Raw genomic sequence first — 20,088 nt, forward strand, 5'->3', positions numbered from 1 at the left:
GGATCCTGAACGATTACAAGGACTTCTTCAGCGGGTTGTTGAAGAAGCTCTCGAGGAGCACGCTGCCCTCCGGCGCGCCGAGCGAGGTCAGCCGGTCGCGGAGCGGGTAGAGGACGGCGCCGTCGCCCGCGCAGAGCACGGCGTCGTAGGGGCCGGCGGAGAGGTGCTGCTCGCTGACGAGCGCGCACGCGCGCGCCGGCCGCTCGGGGTGGCCGACCGGGGGGAGGTCGCGGGCGACCGAGAGGCGGACGGGGGCGGGGAGGCGCTCGCGGACGAACGGCTCGGAGAGGAAGTAGTCCTCGGACTCGACGAGCCAGAGCAGGTCGAGCTGCGCCGCGCCGGCGGCGGCCGCGCTCTGCGCGATGCCGAGCGCGGCGGTGATGCCTGTGTCGGTCGCGATCAAGAGCGCGCGGCCGGAGAAGCCCGGCGGGAGCCGCAGCTTGCCCCAGGGGCCGCTCCACTCGAGCTCGGCGCCGGCGGGGAGGTCGTTGAGCACGTTCGACCCCGGCCCGGCGCCGATGCGCTTCACGGCGATCTCGACGGCGCGCTGCTCGGCGTCGCTCGAGAGGAGCGAGTAGGCCCGCTTCGCGAGCTTGCCGCCGGGCAGGGTGACGCCGGTGTTGATGATCACGTACTGCCCGCCGGCGAAGCCGAGCTCGGCGCCGTCGACGCGCTCGACGCGGAGCAGCCGGGCGCCGTGGCCGAGCGGCGTTGCGTGGGCGATCCTGATCTTCGGGTTGCCCTGAGCCATCGGTTTGCTCCGCTCACTCCGCCGGGTAGATCTCGTGCACGAAGTCGTGCATCTCCTCGAGCTCCCGGTAGAGCCGGCCGAGCCCGTCGACCTGGGCGCGGAGGTCGAGCTCGACCTGCTTCGTGAGGATGAGGAGCGAGCGCAGGTAGGCGAGCTTCGCGTCGCCCGCGGGGGTCTTCGCGACCTTCTCCTGGAGCTCCACGAGCGACCCCTCGAACAGGCGCGAGAGGTTCTTCAGATCTCCGGCGCGCAGCATCGCCGAGACCGGCCCCGGCGCCTCCGCTGCAGGGCCGAGCTCGGCGAGCTCGTGCGCGCGCTCGGCGGGGTCGTCGATGCCGAGGATGTTCATGAGCCCCAGGCGGAGCGCGGCGACTTCGTGACAGGCCATATCGGTTGTCTCCTAAAGCGAGAAGATGTTTGAATGAAGCGAAAAAAAATGAGGCGCCGAGGACGCCAAGAGAGAAGGGAGAGATCTGTTCTCTCTTCATTCTTTCTTGGCACACTTGGCGGTTCATCTTCTCTCCCTACTTCATCTCTCGTGGCGGTTCGTCTTCTCCGCCTCATTGCATGATGTCGTCGACGAGCCGCGCGACGAGGCGGTCGCCGAGCAGGTGCTCCTCCACGAGGTCCTCGGCGTCTTCCTCGCGGACGCCGCGGTACCATACCCCGTCGGGGTAGACGGCGACCGTCGGCCCCTCGCCGCAGCGACCCATGCACGACGTCCTCGTCACGCGGATCTGCTGCTGCTGGCCGGCCTGCTTCAGACGACGGCGCAGCGACTCGAGCAGCGCCAGGCTGCCGCGGTCCACGCAGTCGGCGTTGCCGCAGACGAGCACGTGCTTGCGCAGCGGGCGGTGGGCGTGCAGGTGGTTCGACGCCTGCGTGTGCGTCAGCGTGTGGCGCACGCTGTAGAGCATCGCCTTGAGCCCGCCGACCTCCTGGGCGAGCCCCGGCATGGCCGTGCGGTACATGCACGTGTCGCAGGGGAGGGGCGACTCGCCGGCGAGCGCCTGGCGCGCGCGCTCGTCGACAAGCCCGAAGAGCGCGCTCGACAGGCCGAGGTGGGGCGCGAGCGACGCGCGGATCCACGGGTACGTCGAGGCGAAGCGATCGACCTGCTCGGCGAGCTTCGTCATGAGCCGGCCGGCGAAGAGGAAGTAGGGGAGGACGACGACACGCTCGGGCCGCTGGCGCGCGATGCGATCGAGCGTCTCCTCGACCGAGGGCCGCGTGATGCCGATGAAGGTCGGCTCGACGAGCTGGAGCCCGCGGCCCTCGCCGATGAGGCGCGCCATCTTGCAGAAATCGCCGTTCGCGTCCGGGTCGCTGGCCCCGCGCCCCACCACGACGAGCGCCGTCCGGGCCCGCGCCGCCGGGTCGTCCGGCAGCACGGACGCGGCGCGCTCGAACGCGACCTCCGCGAGCGCCGGGTGCACGCCGAGGTGCCGCGCCGCCGAGAAGCGCACGCCCGGGTGCGCGGCCCGCGCCTGCTCGAGCGCCAGCGGGATGTCGTTCTTCACGTGACCCGCCGCGAACAGGAAGAGCGGCACGACCGCCACCCGGGACACCCGCGCCGCGAGCGCCGCGAGCGCGTCGGCGAGGTAGGGCGTCGCGAGCTCGATGTAGCCGTGCTGCACGACGATCCCGGGCCGCGAGGCGCGGTAGTCGGCCACGAGCGCCTCGAACTCGGCGTTCGACGCGGCGTCGCGGCTGCCGTGGCCGATCAGCAGGAGCCCATCGTCATGCATGCGAGCGCCTCCTCCAGGGTGAGCGGAAGGCCTGCGTGGCCCCGCGGGGGGGACGGGCTCATCCGGGTCCAGAGCTCCGCGACCCAGGGCCGCCTGAGCCGCGCCCGCGCGAGGAGCTCCCCGCGCGCGAACACCTCCCGCGGCGGCCCGTCCGCGAGGACCTGCCCGTCGCCGAGCAGGATCGCGCGCGTCGCGAAGAGCGGCACGAGATCGACCGCGTGCGTCGCGGCGACCAGCGTGGTCCCCTGCTGCTCGGAGAGGGCGCGCAGCGTCCGGCAGAGGGAGAGCTCGCCCTCCGGGTCGAGGCCCGCGGTCGGCTCGTCGAGCAAGAGCACGCGCGGCTGCATCGCCAGCATCCCGGCGATGCACGCGCGCTTGCGCTCGCCGAAGCTCAGCGCCTCGATCGCGCGGCCCTCGAGGTGCGCGATCTGCACGGCGGAGAGCGCCGCCTCGGCGCGGCGCCGCGCCTCGGGCGCGGGCAGGCCCAGGTTCCTCGGGCCGAACAGGACGTCGTCGAGGAGCGTCGCGCCGAGCAGCTGGTCGTCCGGGTCCTGGAGCACGAGCGCGGCGCCCGCGGCCACGGCGTCCGAGGGCGAGCCCACGCGGCGGCCCGAGATCTCGACGCTGCCGCCGGGCACGGGGAGGAGCCCGACGAGCGCCCGGAGCAGCGCGGTCTTGCCGGCGCCGTTGCCGCCGAGCACCGCCACGGACTCGCCCTCGGCGACGTCGAGGCGCACGTCGCGCAGCGCGGGCTCGGCGCCGCGGTAGCCGATCCGGGGGGCGCGCAGGGCGATGGCGCTCATCCCGCCTCCCCGGCGGCGACGCTGAGCCCGAGCGCCGCGAGGGCGGCGGCGGCGAACGCGAGGTTCGCGGCGGGCGCGCTCGCCCGGCGGTCGGCGACGGGGAGCTTTCCCTTGTAGCCGCGGAGCTGCATCGCGAGGGCGGCGTGCTCGGAGCGCTCCAGGGTCCGGAGCGCCACGACGCCCGCGACGGCGCCGGCCGAGCGCGCGGCGGCGCGCGGGTGCGCGAACCCGCCGCGGAGCGCGGCGGCGCTCCACGCGCCGTCGGCCGCGCGCTGGAGCACGCCGGCGAAGCGCCGCGCGAGCGCGAGCAGCTCGACAAGGGCCGCGGGCGCGCCGAGCCCGGCGAGCGCCGCCTCGATCTCGGCGGGGGCGGTGGCGCTGGCGAGCCACCGGAGCACCGCGGCCGCCGCGAGGACGCGCGCGGCGATGGTCGCGGCGCGGCCGGCCCCCTCGCGCGTGAGGGCGTCGAGCGGGAACGGCGCGCCCGCGAGGAGCGGCTCCCCCGGGGTGAGCGCGAGCGCGAGCGCGGCCGCGAGCCCCCCGACCCACGCGGCGGGCGCGAACGCGCGGAGGACGGCGCCCGCCGTCACGCCCTGGAGGCGGAGGGCCGCGCACGCGACGACGAGCAGCGCGGCCGGCGTCCAGGGCGAGCGCGCGCCCGCGGCGACGCAGCACGCGGCCACGGCGGCCCCGAGGCGGAGCCGGGGATCCACGTCGCGGAGCCGCGCGGGGAGATCAGTCGGCACGGAGCCCTTCGCCGCCGGGCTTGCCGGCGGGCTGACCGGCGCGCTCGACGAAGAGCACGCGCGAGAAGTAGCCCAGGGCGAAGCCGGAGAGGAGCCCCGCCCAGAGGAACGCGAAGAGCAGGAGATCGCCCTCGAAGCCCGCGAACAGCGGCCCCGTGTCGTGGCGCCCCGCGTCCTCGGCGACGCGGCGGATCACGGCCTCGTCGACCCCGTCCCAGGAGGCGTTGCCGCACGCGACGAGCCCGAGCGCGGCGGCGGCCGGGAGCGCGGCGGTGAGCCGGAGCGCGGCGGTGAGCCGGAGCGCGGCGGTGAGCCGGAGCGCCGCAGCGCGCGCGCGCCGTGCGAACGCGGGCAGCGCGCGCTGCGCGACCCGCCGCGTCACGACGCCCCCGCGGCGAGCGGGACGACCCGCAGCCGCTCCAGGATGTCGGGCCGCCTGGAGCGCAGGAAGACGAGGGCCCCCGCGGTCATGGCGCCCTCGAGGAGGCCGAGCGGCAGCTGGGTGGGGACGAAGGCGAGGGCGACGCCGGTGAACATGGACGTCACCGACCCTTCGCCAGCGAGCCCGAGCGCGAGCTCGAGCGCCGTGGTCGCGTACGTGGCCCAGTCCGAGGTCACGCCGGCCAGGAACCCCGCGACCCAGAGGCTCGCGCCGCAGCGCTGCGCGAGCCGGAAGGCGAGGTACCCGGTGAACGCGCCCGCGATGCCCATCGACGCGACGTCGGCGCCGAGCGTGGTGAGCCCGCCGTGCGCCAGGAAGAGGGCCTGGATGAGGAGCGCCACCACGGTGACGAGGACGGCCATCCAGGGGCCGATGAGCACCGCGGCGAGCCCGGTGCCGCACGGGTGGGAGCAGGTCCCGGCGGTCGGCACCGGCACGGGCATGCACGAGATCGCGAAGACGGCGGCGGCGACGAGGCCGACGAACGGCTTGTAGAAGACGTCCTGCCGGGTGCGCTGCCGGAGCAGGTGGAGGGCGATCGCGACGAAGGGCAGGGCGATCGCGTTCCAGACCGCGCACCAGCCGAGCGGCAGGACGCCTTCCGCGAGGTGCATGGCGGCCGCGGGCCGGGCCGCGAGGAGCGTCACCAGGAACACGCAGGCGATGGACACGGCACGGCCGTGGGGACCGATTTCGGCGCTCCGGGTGAGGTCCGCACCCGAACGCCACGAAGACGTGCGCAAGCTGCACCTCGTGGGGGGCTCGGGTAGGTCTCCCGGCTCATGGGTTCAGGGAGCTGTTCGAGCTCCCAGCGCTGCGTCCACCTTCCCAGGCCTGTTCATGAGGCCCAGTGGTCTTCGGAGGCAGCTCCCCACTCACGGTGGCGGTACCGCGCCGGTTTCGCACCGGCTTCCCTGTTATGCCCTGAGGGCACCCGAGGCGTAGATTGTCAGATGGAGCTCGGTAGTCCCGTTTCGCGCCCGGCGTCAAGGAGGTCGCGCCGCGATCACGAGGAGGCGCTCGTCTCGCGGCGGGTGTCTCGCGGCGGGTGTCTCGCGGCGCGCGTCTCACGCCGGACCGCGCTCGTGACGCGCCGGGCGTGCGAGCTCCCGCCTCGTGCCGTCCGGCCCGCTGCTGGCCGTCGAGCGCTCCGTTCGTCCGGACGTTCGGCGGGGCGGGGGTGCCCGCGCTGAATCGCGCCGCGCCCTCGCCGCATGACGAGCGGGCGGTCCGGCGCTGCCGCGGTGTGCCGTGCGCGGATGGCGCCGTCCTGTCGAGCCGACCGGCAGCTCCACGCGTGATCGCGCCCTGTGCAATGGGGGAATCGAAGAAGGAGAAGGTAAGGAGAAGGAGAAGGAGAAATTGACCGAGACGCACGAGGCAAAGCTTTCTCGAAAATGCTGCAAGCCTTGTGCTTCTGTAGTTAAAGTCTCTTTACTTGCTCACCTCAGGGTCGCTGCTGGCTCCGGCGTCCTCTCGGGGCGTGCGCCGCCCGTGCGCGCGGCGCAGGTGCTGGGCCCTCTCGGAGCGTGCACGCCCCGTGCGCGCGGCGCACGCCCCGGTGGCTTTCTCGCGGCAGTGTGCCTTGTTTGTCCTGGCTCTTTACTTGTGAGCAGGTGTTCCGTGCCTGGCTCCCTTCGTCGCGGCGTCCGCCGCGAGGGGGCGGCGGGCTCTCGTGTTCTCCTTTCCGAGAACGCGAAAATGGACTCCGCCGGAGGGTGTCTCCCGTGCACGGGTATGCCCGGCTCGAACGCGCATTCGCGGGAATGGGCGGCGTCTGCGCTGTGCGGTCATCTGGCTGTCCTCGTGCCGGGCGCAATCCGCTCACCCGCGTGCATGCCTTGCACTTTGTTATCGACAACCTGCTCTCGGATGCCACACTCTGATCACCGCATGCGCACCGGCGCGGTTCCCCCCCCGGCCCGGAGCGCGTGCGGGTTTTCTTGAGCACCGCGGCGGGCGTTCACGACGCCGCCGCGGTCCCCCTGCCGCGGTCATGTCTGGCCCCCCTCCAGCATGATGCGCGGTATTTTTTTGCCCTCTGGCGTGCGGCTCGGAAATTCACTTTCCGATGAACGCGGCCTGCGATTTCGCCAGGAAAGCTTTCATTCCGAGCTGCTGGTCGTCGCTGCCGAAGAGCGCGGCGAAGGCCTGGGCTTCCAGCTCGTTGGCGGCGGCGAGGTCGAGGCTTTCGCCGCGCAGGATGACGCGCTTGGCGGCGGCGACGGCGAGCGGCCCGCGCGAGGCGATCTTGAGGGCGGTGTCGCGGGCGCGCGCGAGGAGCTCGGTCGCCGGGAAGACGGCGTTGACGAGCCCGAACGAGAGCGCCTGCTCGGCGGTGATCATGTCGCCTGAGTAGATGAGCTCGCGTGCGCGTCCGGGCCCGACCCGTCGCAGCAGCCGCTGGGTGCCGCCGAACCCTGGGATGACGCCCAGGTTCACCTCGGGCTGGCCGAGCTTGGCGCCTTCCGCGGCGTAGATGAAGTCGCAGGCGAGGGCGAGCTCGCAGCCGCCCCCCAGCGCGAAGCCGTTGACCGCGGCGATCACGGGGAACGGGGCGGTCTCGATGAGGTCGCCGAGGCGGTGGCCTGCGTCGGCGAACCGCTTCGCGGCGATGCTGTTCATCGCGGCCATCTCGGCGATATCGGCGCCGGCGACGAACGCCTTGCCGGCGCCGGTCAGCACCGCCGCGCGGACCTCGTTGCCCTCGGCGGGCGCGAGCAGGTCGTGGAAGGCCGCGGTGAGCTCGCCGAGGACGGCGGGGTTCAGGGCGTTGAGCTTGTCGGGCCGCTGGATGGTCACGATGGCGACGTGGCCCGCGCGCTCGACGGCGACGAGCTGGAGCGTACCGCGAGCAGGGATCCCCGGCTGCTGTTCTTGAGCGGTCATGGGGTGGGGTTAGCAGCGCCCGGCGCCGGGGGGAAGCGCCTGCCTTGCGCCTCGGAAGGCGTCATTTCGTGCCTGCCTGGGCCTGCTATGCCGAGCCCGTGGCCGCTCCGACGAGCGGGCGATTTCCAGCGGAAGTCACGCGCCTGTTCCGGGACACGGAGGCGAGTCTGTGTTTCCGGCGGACTCAGCAAGCACCCCGCGGCAGTGCTTATACATTGCGTTCCTGGGCGCAGGCCGCACGCGGTCGTGGGGAATCGCGTGGACAGGCTGTCTCCCGAACCGCCAAAAATGTTCGCATCTCGCGGATGACGCGGCGTCCCTCCACCCCCGCCCCCGCTGGCGCCGTCGCGGCTCCCGCCTACACGGCCCTCCCCGTCTTCTGCCCCTTCTCGTCGTACACGTAGAACCCCCGCCCGCTCTTCTTCCCGTACCACCCCGCCGCCACGAGGTTCCGCAGCAGCGTGGGCGCCCGGTACTTCGAGTCCCCGAACTCCCGGTGCAGCACCTCCGCGATCGAGAGCACCGTGTCCAGCCCGATCAGGTCCGCGAGCTCCAGCGGCCCCATCGGGTGGTTCAGCCCGAGCCGCGCCCCCGCGTCGATGTCCTCCGGCGTCGACAGCCCCTCCTGAAGCGCGAAGCACGCCTCGTTCAGGAACGGGATCAGCATCCGGTTCACGATGAACCCGGGCTGGTCCTTCGAGGTGATCACCGTCTTGCCCAGCCCCACCGTGAGGTTCCGGACGGCCTCGTACGTCGCGTCCGACGTCTGCACCCCCCGGATGAGCTCGACGAGCTTCATCAGCGGCACCGGGTTCATGAAGTGCATCCCGATGACCAGCTCAGGCCGGCCGGTCACCGCCGCGAGCCGCGTGATCGAGATCGACGACGTGTTCGACGCCAGGATCGCCCCCTCTGGCATCGCCGCGTCCGCGAGCTTGAAGATCCGGCTCTTCACGTCGAAGCTCTCGGTCACCGCCTCCACGGCCAGGTCGACCCCCGACAGGCCGGCGATGCCGTCCGCGGCCGCGACGCGGCCGAGGAGCGCCTCCCGCGCCTCCGGGGCCATCTTCCCCTTCTCCACCTGCTTCGCGAGGATCGCGGCGATCTGAGCCTTGCCAGACTCCGCCAGCGCCCTCGAGACGTCGCACAGGACCACCTCGAGGCCCGCGGCCGCGGCGACCTGGGCGATGCCTCGCCCCATCTGGCCCGCGCCGATCACCCCGAAGCGCTTGATCGTCGTAGCTTCCATGCCCGCGGTTGATACCCGAAGCCGAGGGCGCGGTGAACCGCCCATGCCGACGGCCCGCCCGCTGGCCGTCCCCGCGGCAGAAGCGCGCGAAAGCTGCGCCCGCGCTTTTGCCGCGGGGGCGAGGATCCTTGAAACCGTGTCGTCTGCCCGGCTATCTTCGCCCGGCCGTGAACGGACCGGACCGAATTCGCGAGGTCCGCGGAGATACGATGAGCGTTGAGACGATTCGGATGGCCCTCGGGCGCCTGCAGGATGAGCCCGAGAACGAGGCAGCCTGGAACGAGCTCGCGGAGGCCGTGACTGCTCCGAACAACGGCGCGGGCGCCGGCGACGTCGAGCGCCTGCTCGGCGCGGCGCGCGGGCGGCACGAGGAGCGGCACGAGTGGCAGGCCGTCGCTCGCCTCCTCGAGCTGGAGATCGCGCTCGCCGCCGGCAGCCCCGTCGAGGGCGCGATGCAGGCGGAGCTCGCCCGCGTCTACCACGAGGAGCTCATCGACGTGGAACGCGCGACGGCCGCCTACAAGCGGCTGCTCGAGCTGCGCCCCGACGACGACGACGCCGCCGAGGCGCTCGAGACTGACGCCTCGAAGCGCGAGCGGTGGCGCGACCTCGTGGACCGCTACGTGGCCGAGGCCGAGGCCGCGACCGACGGCGCCTTCAAGAGCGCGCTCACCACGAGCGCGGCCGACATCGGCTACCGCTACGGCCGCGCCGAGCTCGGCGAGAAGGTGGGCGAGCTCATCGATCTCGCCCTCCAGCTCGACCCGAAGAACCGCCGGGCCGCCAACCTCGCCGAGATCGCCTTCGCCTCCGCGGGGGACTGGGACGCCGTCGTCCGCGTCCAGTCGCTCGTCAAGGCCGAGGCGGAGCGCAAGGAGGACCGCATCGCGGCGGGCGTCCGCGCGGCGCGCACCATCAAGGCCCACCTCGATGACCCGGCCCGCTCGATCGCGGCCTACGAGGAGGTGCTCGATCTCTCGCCCGGCCAGCCCGAGGCGCTCTCGTTCCTGGCCGAGGCGTACTCCGCCGCGGGCGACTGGGATCGCCTCGTCGCCCTCTACGAGGACCAGCTCCGCAGCGGCGGCGTGAAGCCGGGCGACGAGCTCGGCATGCTCGTGCAGATCGCCATGGTCCACTGGCGCATGCGCGCTCAGCCCCAGGCGGCCGAGCCCTACTTCGACCGCGTGCGGCGCGCCGACCCGGCGCACGCCGGGATGCTCAACTTCTACCGCGAGGTCCTGGAGCAGCGCGGCGACAAGCCGCGGCTCACGACCATCCTCACGGACGCGCAGCGCGCCGTGCCCGACGGCGCCGAGAAGCGCGCCCTCGCCACCGAGCTCGCGCGGCTCGCCGAGTCGCAGGAGAACGCCGCCAAGGCGATCGAGCAGTACAAGTCCGTGCTCCGGACCGATCCGGAGAACCGCCAGGCGCGCGACGCCCTGAAGCGCCTCTACCTCCAGACCGAGGGGTACAACGCCCTCGTCGAGCTCTACCGGCAGGACCTCGAGCGCACGCCCGCCGACGACGTCGCCGGCAGGGTCGCCGTGCTCGGCGAGATCGCCGGGATCTACCGCGACCGCGCCAAGAACGACGCGGCGCTCGTCACGGTCCTCACCCAGATCGTCCAGCTCGACGACAAGGACGTCGACGCCGTGCGGGAGCTCACCCGCATCTACGAGGCGCTCGGGCGCTGGCGCGACCTGCTCTCGTACCAGCAGCGCCTCGCCGAGCTGACCGAGAGCCGCGCCGAGAAGGCGGGGCTCTACCGCGCCGTCGCGCGGCGCTGGTTCGACCAGTTCTCGAACGTCCAGAACTCCATCGCGGCCTACGAGGCGCTGCTCACCGTCGAGCCGATCGACGAGGAGGCGCAGCAGAAGCTCCGCGAGCTCTACCTGAAGCGGCGCGCCTGGCCGCAGCTCTACTCGCTCTACGAGCGCAAGCTCGACAGCGCCGAGGGCGCCGCGAAGATCGAGCTCCTCGGCGAGATGGCCAAGCTCGCCGCCGAGCGGCTCGATCGCGGCGCGGACGCGATCACGCTGCAGAAGCGGATCCTCGAGCTCGACCCGAGCGCCCCCGGGGTGCTCGACGCACTGGAGAAGCAGGCCGAGCGCGAGAAGGACTTCGCCACGGTCGCCGAGGTGCTCGAGCGGCGCGTCGACCTCGCGGCCGACGACGCGGCGCGGCTCGTCTCTCTGCAGAAGCTCGGGGCCGTGTACGCCGAGCGCCTCAAGGATCCGGCCCAGGCGGCGCGGACGTGGCGGCGCGTGCTCACGCTCTCGCCGGGGCACGCGCGCGCGCTCCGCGTCCTGCGCGACGCGTACTTCGCCGCGGGCGACTGGGACGGGCTCGAGGAGCTCTACGCCTCGCAGAACGACTGGGAGGGCCTCGTCGACTTCCTCTCGGGCGCCGCGGACAAGGCGACCGACCCGGCCACGAAGCTCGACATCTCCTTCCGCGCGGCGCGGATCTTCGAGGAGCAGCTCAAGGCGCCCGAGCGCGCGGCGCGCTCGTACGAGCGCGTGCTCAGCGTCTCGCCGAAGGACGCGCGCGCCGCGGCGGCGCTCGTGCCGATCTACGAGGACGAGGAGAAGTGGGCCCGGCTGCCGGCGCTCTACGAGATCCTCCTCGACGCGACCGAGGACACCGAGGCCCAGGTCGGCATGCTGCGCAAGCTCGCGGCGGCGACGGGCGGCCCGCTCTCGGACAAGCCGAGCGCGCTCGGCTACGCGCGCCGCGCCTACGAGCTCAAGCCCGACGAGGAGGGGCTCGACCTGCTCGAGGCCTGGTCGCGGGCGGCGGGCTCCTGGGGGCCGTTCGTCGAGGCGGTCGAGGGCCGGCTCCGGACGGCGACGGACCTCACGACCGACGTCCAGCGCACGCTCCGGCTGAAGCTCGCCGAGGTGTACGCGCGCGAGATGGGCAAGCTCGACGAGGCGGTGACCGTCTACCGCGGCCTCGTCGAGGACGACCCGTCCGACGACGACACGGTGCGGGCGCTCGACGCGCTCCTCCGCGCGAACGAGCGGCAGGCCGACCTCAGGTGGCTGTTCGATCTCAGGGCGAGCCAGGTCGAGGGCGAGGCGCGCGCCGAGATCCTCGAGGAGTGGGCGACGCTCGAGGAGGAGGTCTTCGGCGATCCGGCGAAGGCGATCGAGCTCTTGCGCAAGGTCATCGCGCTCACGCCCGGGCGCATCAACGCGCTGCGGGTGCTCTCGCGCCTCCTGAACGCCGCGGGCGAGTACGAGGCGGCGGCCGAGATCGTGGCCACGCACCGCGACGTCAGCGAGGGCGACGAGCGGGCGCGGCGCGAGATCGAGCTCGCGACGCTCTACCTGGACCGGCTGGATCGTCCGGCGGACGCGTTCGAGGCGGCGGCGCGCGCGCTCGATCTGTCGGCGCACGACCCGGACGCGATCGCCGTGCTCTCGCGGCTCGTCGAGCGCCCGGAGACGCGCGTGCGCGCGGCCCGGGTGCTCGCCGTCGAGTACGCCGAGACGGGCAACCACCGGCGCGAGGCCATGGCCCTGCGGGTGATCCTCGAGGCGGAGCGAGACCCGGCGCGGCGCCGGGAGCTCTACGTCACGCTCGCGAACGTCGAGGAGACGAAGCTGCACGCGGCCGGGACGGCGTTCGACGCGCTGCTCCGGGCGCTGCACGAGTTCTCGGACGACATCGAGCTCTGGGACCGCGCCGCGGAGCTGTCGCGCCGCGCCGGCCGGCCGACCGACCTCGCGGAGGCTTATCGCGTGCACCTCGTCGCGGGGCGCACCGAGGGCGACAAGGTGCTCGGGAGCGCCGTGGAGGTCGAGCTCTGCGAGCGCGCGGCGAGCCTGCACGACGAGCAGCTCGGCGATCCGGAGGGCGCGAAGCCCTACCTGGAGCGGGTGCTGAGCCTCGACCCGAACAGCCACCGCGCCTTCGAGCGGCTGAAGCAGATCCTGACGGCGGCCGAGCGCTGGGGCGAGCTCGAGGCGCTCTACGACCGCGCCGCGAAGGGCACGACCGACCAGAGCGAGCGCATCGAGCTGCTCAACGAGGTCGCGCTGATCGCCGAGGAGATCATCGGCGATGCCGCCAAGGCGATCGGCTACTACGAGCGCATCCTCGAGCTCGATCCGTTCTACACGGCGGCGCTCGACTCGCTGGAGAAGCTCTACGAGCGCGAGGGGCGCTTCCGCGACCTCGCGGCGCTCCTCGAGCAGCGCCTGAAGACGGCGACCGAGGCCGAGAGCGTGGAGATCAAGCTGTCGCTCGGCAGCATCTACCTCGACCGGCTGCACGAGCCGGACGGGTCGCTCGGGCACCTCGAGGACGTGCTCCGGATCCGGCAGAACGACCCGAAGGCGCGCGAGCTCGTCGAGCGGCTGCTCGACATCGGGGCGCTCCGGCTCCGGGCGGCGCGGGTGCTCGAGGCGGTGTACGAGGCGCGGGACGAGATCCGGCAGCTCGTGCGGGTCCTCGAGATCCGGCGCCAGGGCGCGGAGACCGAGTCGGAGCGGCGCGAGCTGCTCCGCCGCGTCAGCGTGCTCCAGGACGAGCGGCTCAAGGACGACGCGGGCGCGTTCGCCAGCCTGTCGGAGCTCCTGCCGCTCGAGCCGGAGGACCTCGCGGCGCGCGAGCGGCTCATCGAGATCGGCCGGCGCCTCGGCGAGCACGAGCAGGTCGCCGAGGTGCTCACGGCGGCCGCGGACGCGTGCGGGACGGCCTCGATCCGCGGCGAAATCCTGATGGAAGTCGCGAGGATCTGCGAGGACCTCCTCGGCGACGCCGACCGGGCCGAGAAGGTCTACCGGCGCGTGCTCTCCATCGATCCGACCGATCCGTCGCTGGTCATCCCGGCGGCGCAGGCGCTCGGCCGCATCTACGCGGCGAAGGAGGAGCACCAGGCGCTCGCGGGCGTGCTCGCGATCGAGGTGCGCCTCGAGGAGGACGTCGAGACGCGGCGGTCGCTCTACGAGCGCATCGGCACGCTGTACGAGACGGTGCTGGACGACCCGGCCAAGGCGATCGAGGCCTGGCAGGCGCGGCTCGGCGACGACAGCGCCGACACGGCGGCGCTCGCGGCGCTGGAGCGGCTCTACGAGCGGACCTCGCAGTGGCGGGAGCTCGTCTCCGTGCTCCGGGCGCGGGAGCAGGCGACCACCGACCCGGAGGAGCGGCGGCGCGCGATGACCAAGGCGGCCGAGACGCTCGCGCAGCGGCTCGCCGACGTGCCCGAGGCGATCAACGCGTGGCGCGCGGTGCTCGACGAGTTCGGGCCCGAGCGCCCGACCCTCGCGGCCCTCGAGGCGCTCTACGACCTCGACGAGCGCTGGGTCGACCTCGCCGACACGCTGGAGACGGACCTGTCGCTCGCGGTGGAGACGCCCGCCCGGCTCGATCTGCTGGCGCGGCTCGGCGACGTGCGGCGGCTGCACCAGGCCGACGCGACGGGGGCGCTCGAGGCGTACCGCCAGGCGCTCTCGCTCGATCCGTCGAACGCGCGCTGCCGCGCGGCGCTCGAGGCGATGCTCGAGCGGGACGACGCGCGGCGGGACGCGGCCGAGACGCTCGAGCCGCTCTACGAGGCGGACGGCGACGCCGAGCGCCTCCTCCGGGTCCTGGAGATCAAGGTCGAGACCTCGGAGCTCCCGGGCGAGCGGCTCGCCACCCTGCAGAAGGCGCTCCGCACCGCGGAGGGGCCGCTCGGCGACACATCGCGGGCGTTCGGCTACGCGCTCCGCGGCGTGCGGGAGGCGGCGGGCGAGCCCGACGTGACGACCTGGATCGAGACGGTCGAGCGGCTGGGCGAGGCCACCGGACGCTGGTCCGAGGTGTGCGCGCTGTTCCAGGGCATCGCGCCGGACATCCTCGACGGCGACGTGCAGCAGGACGTCCGGCTCCGGGTCGGCGAGCTCGCGCGGCACAAGCTCGACGACCGCGAGCTCGCGGTCGAGCAGTACAAGAAGGCGCTCGAGGCCCGCGGCGACGACCGGCGGGCGATGATCGCGCTGGAGGAGCTCTACGGCGAGGCGAACGACGCCGGGCGGCTGCTCGAGATCCTGAAGCTCCGGGTCGAGCACGCCGAGAGCGACGAGGAGAAGACGGGGCTGCTCTTCCGGATCGCCGAGCTCGAGCGGGGCCCGCTCGAGGACCAGGCCGGCGCGATCTCGACCTACGAGACGATCCTCGACATCGCGCTCCACCCGGACGCGCTCGCGGCGCTCGACAGCCTCTACCGCGCGGCGGGGCGCTTCCAGGACCTCATCCGGCTCTACGAGCGGCAGCTCGACGTGCGCGCCGGCGATCTCGCCGAGCTGCACGTCAAGATCGCGCTCGTCGCGCACCGCCACACCGAGGACCTGCAGCGCGCGTTCGACGAGCTCTCCGAGGCGCTGCTCATCGATCCGGCGCACGAGGGCGCCGTGTCGCTCCTCGAGGCGATCCTCGAGGGCTCGGCCGAGGCCGAGCACCGGGCGCGCGCCGGCGAGATGCTCGAGCCGGTGTACCTGCGCCGGGCGGACTGGAACCGGGTGAAGATCGCGCTCGATGCGCGCCTCGCCGCGAGCCAGGATCCGGTCGAGCGCCGCGACCTCCTGCAGCGGCTCGCGACCTTGCACGAGGAGCAGCTCGAGGACTACCGCGCGGCCCTGGAGACGGTGGCGAAGCTCCTCCACGAGGATCTCACCGACGAGGGGGTCTGGGCGGAGCTCGAGCGGCTCGCGAAGGTGGCGAGCGCCGAGCGGCGGCTCGCCGAGATCTACGCGGCGGAGCTCGGCGAGCTCACCTCGGACGACGCGTCGAGCGCGAAGCTCAGCCGGCGCACCGGCGAGCTCTACGCCCAGCTCGGCGACGTGACCGACGCGCTGAAGTGGTACCGGCGCGCGCACGAGTTCGAGCCGGACTCGCGCGAGCTGTTCGACGCGATCGACGGGCTGCTCATCAAGGAAAGGCGCCACGCCGAGCGCATCCAGCTCTACCGCGCCGCGCTCGACTACCGGAAGGACGAGGATCGGCTCGACGCCCTCCACACGATCGCGCGCCTCGAGCGGACGGAGCTCCGCGAGCCCGCGCTCGCGATCGAGACCTACCGCGCGGCGCTCGACGTCGACGAGGACGACGCCCGGTCGCTCGACGCGCTGACCGAGCTCTACCGCGAGCTCGATCGGCCGCGCGATCTCGCCGACCTCTACCTGCGCCGGGCCGAGGCCGCCCCGAACGGCGAGCGCGCGGCGCCCTACCGGCTCGCGCTCGCGGAGCTCCTGCGCACGCGCCTCGACGACACCGCGGGCGCGATCGATCAGCTCGAGGCGATCGTCGGCGAGGTGCCCTCGCACGCCGAGGCGATCCGGGCGCTCGAGGCGCTCATCCAGGACCCGCAGCACAAGGCGCGGGTCGTCGAGATCCTCCGGCCGCTCTACGAGGGGGCGGACGACTGGCGGCAGCTCATCCGGCTCAACGAGGATCGGTTCGGCCTCGCGCCTTCCGCCACCGAGAAGGTCGCGGTGCTGCGGGAGACGGCGAAGCTCTGGGAGACGCGGGGCAGCGATGAGCTGCGCGCCTTCGACGCGATCCGGACGGCGTTCAGCCTCGATCCGGACGACGGCGAGACGCGCGGCGAGCTCGAGCGGCTCGCCGAGCAGCTCGGCGCCTGGGAGGAGCTCGCGGAGAGCCTCGAGGAGGGCGTGACCATCACGGCCGACGAGCTCACGAAGCGCGAGCTGCTCTCGTCGCTGGCCAGGGTCTACGACACGCGCGTGGACGACCCGCGCCGGGCGCTCCGCGCCTACGCGCGCCTGTCCGCGCTCGACCCGAGCGACCCCGAGCCGCTCGAGCAGATGGACACGCTGGCCGTGCTGCTCAGCGACTGGGACACGCTCATCGCCGTCCTCGAGAAGAAGAGCGAGATGGCGTCGGACGAGGACAACGCCTCGCTCTGCCGGCGCATCGCCGAGACCAAGCTCGAGATGCTCGAGGACACGGAGGGCGCCATCCAGGCGTACGAGCGGGCGCTCGAGCTCGACCCCGAGAGCGCGATGACGATCGACGCGCTGATCGAGCTGCACGAGCCCCGCGGCGCCGCGAGCCGGCTGGTGGAGCTCTACGGCCGCCGCGTCGAGCTCGCGGGTCCCGACGAGGAGGAGCTGCGCTACGACCTCAACGTGCGCGCCGCCGAGCGCTACGAGAGGGACCTCTCGAGCCCGCGCGACGCGATCACCGCGCTCAACGCGGCGCTCGACGCGAAGCCGGGCGATCCGGCGGTGCTCACCTCGCTGGAGCGGCTCTACCGGGCCGAGCGGATGTGGGACGAGCTCCTGTCGAACCTGATGCTCCAGGCGAGCGCCGCCACGGAGCGGGGCGCGCGCATCAAGCTCCGGACGGCGATCGGCGATCTCTACGCGCGGGAGCTCGAGAGCCCGAGCGACGCGATCGAGCAGTACCGGCTCGTCCTCGACGAGGATCAGGCGAACGATCATGCGATCCGGGCGGTCCGCGCCATCGGCGAGGGCCGCGAGGAGCTGCGCCTCGACGCCGCCCAGGTGCTCGAGCCCGTCCTCCGCGCGGCCGGGCGCCACGAGGAGCTCGCGGCCGCGCTCGAGCTGCGCCTGCGCGCGCAGACCGAGCCGACCGACCGGGCCGAGACGCTCCGGGCGATCGCGGTGGTGCAGGACGTGCAGCTCGGGCGGCCGCTCGAGGCGGAGGAGGCGTTGCTCCGCGCCCTGGAGGACGCGCCGGACGACGCGTCGCTGCACGGCGAGATCGAGCGGCTCGCGGAGCGCACGGACGGCTTCGGCCGCTACTGCGACGCGCTCGCGCAGCGGGCCGCGGCGACCTTCGACGCGACGATCGCGAAGGACCTGTTCCTCCGGATCGGCCGCATCGCCGAGGAGAAGCTCAAGGACGACCGGCGCAGCGCCCAGGCCTACGCCAAGGCCGTCGAGCACGCCGGCGACACGCCGGAGCTCCTCGAGGCGCTCGATCGGCTCTACGGCCGCCTCGGCGACGAGAAGGCGCTCGCGGACGTGCTCGAGCGCCGCGGCGCGGTGACGAGCGGCGATCGCGACCAGGCGGATCTCTTCTACCGGCTCGCGGTGATCCAGATCGAGTCGTTCGGCGACAAGCCCCAGGGCCTCAACACCCTGCGGCAGGCGCTCGAACGCGCGGTCGATCACGAGCGGGCGAGCGCGGCGATCGAGGCGCTCACCGAGGATCCGACGCTCTTCGACGAGGCGGCCGAGGCGCTCGAGGGCGTCTACCGCACGCGGGGCGACAACGCCGCGCTGGCGCGCCTCTACGAGAAGCGCATCCGCTTCGCGCCGACCGGCGTGGAGCGGATCCGGATGCGCCTCGACCTGGCCAAGGTGCTCGAGGTGCGCTCCAACGACCCGCGGGCGGCCCTGGAGACCCTCGAGAAGGCGCTCGCCGACGACCCGTCGGACCCGGACGTGCTCGGCGAGATCGAGCGCCTCGCCCCGCTGACGGGCGGCTGGGCGAGCGCCGCCTCCGCGCTGGAGCGGGCGGTGCGGGCCGGGGCCGATCTCGACGGCGACACGGCGCGCGATCTCTGGATGCGCATCGCCGAGTGGCAGAAGAACAAGGTGGGCGACCCCAAGGCCGCCGAGGCGGCGTACGAGGCGGCGCTCACGCACGATCCCACGAGCGAGCACATCCTGCGGTCGATCGAGGAGCTGCAGCGGGCCCCCGGGCGCGAGCGCGACCTCATCGGCACGCTCCGCCGGATCGCGGCCCTCGACGGCATGGAGGGGACCGCGGGCGAGCTCCGCCGCGAGGCGAAGCAGCTGGCGGAGCGCGCGCTGGGCGACCGGGAGCTCGTCGAGGCGATCCTGCGCGAGATGATCGCGGCGGACGAGGGGGACACCTGGGCGCTCGCCGAGCTCACGAAGGTGCGGGAGGAGGCGGGCGACCCCAAGGAGGTCTTCCGGCTGCTCGTGCGCCAGTCCGAGCTCTACGCCGAGGCCGATCGCATCCGCGACGCGCGGCACGCCGCCGCGGCGGTCGCGCGCGAGAAGCTCGGCGACGACGCCGCGGCGATCGATCTCTACGAGACGCTCTTCGAGGCGGATCCGGGCGATGCGCGCGCGGCGACCGCGCTGCGCGAGCTCTACGCGAAGGCCGGCAAGCACAAGGAGCTGCTCTCGCTGCTCGAGCGGCTCACCGACCTGGCCGAGTCCCCCGAGGCCCGCTCGGCGCTGCGGCTCGAGAGCGCCGAGATCTGCCTCTCGCGGCTCGACGCCGTGAGCGAGGCGACCGAGCACCTGCGCGCGGTCCTCGACGAGCAGCCCGACAACGAGAAGGCGACGGTCCTGCTCGCGCAGCTGCTCGAGAAGACCGGCCGCGATCAGGAGCTGTCGGATCTGTTCGTCACGCAGATCGAGCGCGCGAAGGACCGCGGCGACGTCGCGGCGGAGCTGTCGTACAGCGTCCGCCTCGGCGAGGTCTACGAGACCCGGCTGAACGACACGGCGCGGGCGATCGAGACCTACCGCGCGGTCCTCGAGCGCGAGCCGCGCCACGCCGGCGCGCTCCTCGCGCTGGCCCGCCTGCACGAGCAGCGCGGGGAGAAGGCCGAGGCGGCGCAGCGGCTCGAGGTGATCCTCGAGGACGCCCGCGCCGCGGAGGCGGTGAGCACTTCGCTCCGGCTCGCGGATCTGCACCGGTCCCTCGGCGACGAGGGCGCGGTCCGGCGCGTGCTCGAGCGGGGCCTCGCGGCGGACGCGTCGGCGCAGGACATCAGGAAGCAGCTCCTCGCCCTCTACGAGAAGCAGCAGGCCTTCACCGAGCTCGCCGATCTCATCACCGGCGACGCGGAGACGGCCGGGCAGCCGGCCGAGAAGGTGGCGCTCTACCGCAAGGCGGCCGGCATCCACCTGACGAAGCGGAGCGATCCCGGCCGCGCGGCGGACCTCCTGGTCAAGGCGACCGAGCTCGTGCCGGGCGATCGCGAGCTCCTGCTCGCGCTCTGCGACGCGTACAGCGCCTCGGGCCGCGGCCAGAAGGCCGCCGAGGCGCTGCAGCAGATCGTCGAGTCCTACGGCGGCCGCCGCTCGAAGGATCTCGCCGCGATCCACCACCGCCTCGCCAAGGCCTACCTGGCCGAGGGGCAGCGGGAGCGGGCGCTCACCGAGCTCGACGTCGCCTTCAAGATCGACCCGGGCTCGATCGCCATCCTCCGCGACCTCGGCGTGCTGGCGCTGGAGCTGTCGGAGTCAGGCGACGACGCGGCGAGGACGGCGCACATCGACCGCGCGCAGAAGACCTTCCGCGCGCTGCTCCTCCAGAAGCTCGACGAGGGCGCGCCGATCAGCAAGGGCGAGGTCTTCTATTACCTCGGCGTGATCAGCCATCGTCAGAACGACGACAAGAAGGCGATCCAGATGCTGGAGCGCGCGCTCGACAACGACCGCGACTTCGCCCCGGCGAAGGAGCTCCTGGCGCAGCTCAAGAAGTGACGTAGTCTCG

The 20,088-nt window shown here is 73.2% G+C and carries 10 protein-coding genes and 1 riboswitch; of the genes, 1 reads left to right on the forward strand and 9 read right to left on the reverse strand.

The genetic code is table 11. The features are described from left to right. Positions 1-13 precede the first annotated feature (13 nt). From WMF36_RS01645 to WMF36_RS01685, 9 genes are all read right to left on the reverse strand, one after another. Positions 14-751: an FAD-dependent oxidoreductase gene (locus WMF36_RS01645; protein WP_437577803.1), complete on the reverse strand. Its 738-nt coding sequence runs from the start codon at positions 749-751 to the stop codon at positions 14-16. A gap of 13 nt (positions 752-764) precedes the next feature. Beyond that, positions 765-1,139, reverse strand: coding sequence for a DUF3209 family protein (locus WMF36_RS01650; protein ID WP_437485684.1), 375 nt, complete (start codon positions 1,137-1,139; stop codon positions 765-767). Between the two features lie 172 nt (positions 1,140-1,311). Beyond that, positions 1,312-2,499 (reverse strand): CbiX/SirB N-terminal domain-containing protein, encoded by a 1,188-nt coding sequence (locus WMF36_RS01655; protein WP_437577804.1) that lies wholly within the window; start codon positions 2,497-2,499, stop codon positions 1,312-1,314. Further along, positions 2,475-3,302 carry an energy-coupling factor ABC transporter ATP-binding protein gene (locus tag WMF36_RS01660; RefSeq protein WP_437577805.1) on the reverse strand — a complete coding sequence of 276 codons (828 nt, stop codon included), beginning with the start codon at positions 3,300-3,302 and terminating at the stop codon, positions 2,475-2,477. The genes WMF36_RS01655 and WMF36_RS01660 overlap by 25 nt, the downstream gene beginning before the upstream one ends. Further along, positions 3,299-4,048: a CbiQ family ECF transporter T component gene (locus WMF36_RS01665; RefSeq protein WP_437577806.1), complete on the reverse strand. Its 750-nt coding sequence runs from the start codon at positions 4,046-4,048 to the stop codon at positions 3,299-3,301. The genes WMF36_RS01660 and WMF36_RS01665 overlap by 4 nt, the downstream gene beginning before the upstream one ends. Continuing rightward, the gene (locus WMF36_RS01670; RefSeq protein WP_437577807.1) at positions 4,038-4,430 is read right to left on the reverse strand and encodes a hypothetical protein; all 393 of its coding nucleotides are present in this window, start codon (positions 4,428-4,430) and stop codon (positions 4,038-4,040) included. Before WMF36_RS01670 ends, WMF36_RS01665 begins: the two co-directional genes overlap by 11 nt. Continuing rightward, positions 4,427-5,161, reverse strand: a complete 735-nt coding sequence (locus WMF36_RS01675; RefSeq protein ID WP_437577808.1) for an energy-coupling factor ABC transporter permease — start codon at positions 5,159-5,161, stop codon at positions 4,427-4,429. Before WMF36_RS01675 ends, WMF36_RS01670 begins: the two co-directional genes overlap by 4 nt. 77 nt (positions 5,162-5,238) lie before the next feature. After that, positions 5,239-5,443, reverse strand: a riboswitch (cobalamin riboswitch). 1,108 nt (positions 5,444-6,551) lie between these two features. Continuing rightward, a complete protein-coding gene (locus WMF36_RS01680) occupies positions 6,552-7,379 on the reverse strand; it encodes an enoyl-CoA hydratase/isomerase family protein (protein WP_437577809.1) in 828 nt (275 codons plus the stop codon). Between the two features lie 358 nt (positions 7,380-7,737). Continuing rightward, positions 7,738-8,628, reverse strand: a complete 891-nt coding sequence (locus WMF36_RS01685; RefSeq protein ID WP_437577810.1) for a 3-hydroxyacyl-CoA dehydrogenase family protein — start codon at positions 8,626-8,628, stop codon at positions 7,738-7,740. Positions 8,629-8,837: 209 nt separating this feature from the next. Between WMF36_RS01685 and WMF36_RS01690 the strand changes: the two genes are divergently transcribed. Beyond that, the gene (locus WMF36_RS01690; RefSeq protein WP_437577811.1) at positions 8,838-20,078 is read left to right on the forward strand and encodes a tetratricopeptide repeat protein; all 11,241 of its coding nucleotides are present in this window, start codon (positions 8,838-8,840) and stop codon (positions 20,076-20,078) included. The last annotated feature ends 10 nt before the right edge of the window (positions 20,079-20,088 follow it).

Origin of the sequence: Sorangium sp. So ce887, assembly GCF_051521455.1 — a bacterium.
Classification (GTDB): Bacteria; Myxococcota_A; Polyangia; order Polyangiales; family Polyangiaceae; genus Sorangium.

Bases quoted from the DNA above. Each gene is read 5' to 3' on its own strand.
- WMF36_RS01645 (WP_437577803.1), bottom strand. From the start codon at position 751: ATGGCTCAGGGCAACCCGAAGATCAGGATCGCCCACGCAACGCCGCTC.
- WMF36_RS01650 (WP_437485684.1), bottom strand. From the start codon at position 1,139: ATGGCCTGTCACGAAGTCGCCGCGCTCCGCCTGGGGCTCATGAACATC.
- WMF36_RS01655 (WP_437577804.1), bottom strand. From the start codon at position 2,499: ATGCATGACGATGGGCTCCTGCTGATCGGCCACGGCAGCCGCGACGCC.
- WMF36_RS01660 (WP_437577805.1), bottom strand. From the start codon at position 3,302: ATGAGCGCCATCGCCCTGCGCGCCCCCCGGATCGGCTACCGCGGCGCC.
- WMF36_RS01680 (WP_437577809.1), bottom strand. From the start codon at position 7,379: ATGACCGCTCAAGAACAGCAGCCGGGGATCCCTGCTCGCGGTACGCTC.
- WMF36_RS01685 (WP_437577810.1), bottom strand. From the start codon at position 8,628: ATGGAAGCTACGACGATCAAGCGCTTCGGGGTGATCGGCGCGGGCCAG.
- WMF36_RS01690 (WP_437577811.1), top strand. From the start codon at position 8,838: ATGAGCGTTGAGACGATTCGGATGGCCCTCGGGCGCCTGCAGGATGAG.